Consider the following 203-nt stretch of genomic DNA (forward strand, 5'->3'; position numbering starts at 1 on the left):
CAACTACCATCGGCGCTAAAGAGCTTAACTTCCGTGTTCGGTATGGGAACGGGTGTGACCTCTTTGCCATCATCACTTCACTTATTCAGCTGAAAGACTTGTTCTTTCAAAACTAGATAAACGATACATTGAATGCTTCAAACGTTTTTGGTTAAGTCCTCGATCGATTAGTATTCGTCAGCTCCATGTGTCACCACACTTCC

1 rRNA gene is annotated in these 203 nt (G+C 42.9%); it reads right to left on the bottom strand.

What is annotated here, in order from left to right:
• Window positions 1-80, bottom strand: a 5S ribosomal RNA gene (gene rrf / locus EW028_RS25035); the annotation flags it as partial.
• Window positions 81-203: the final 123 nt, after the last annotated feature.

The sequence above is a fragment of the Lysinibacillus sp. OL1 genome (assembly GCF_004332175.1).
GTDB classification, from domain to species: domain Bacteria; phylum Bacillota; class Bacilli; order Bacillales_A; family Planococcaceae; genus Lysinibacillus; species Lysinibacillus capsici.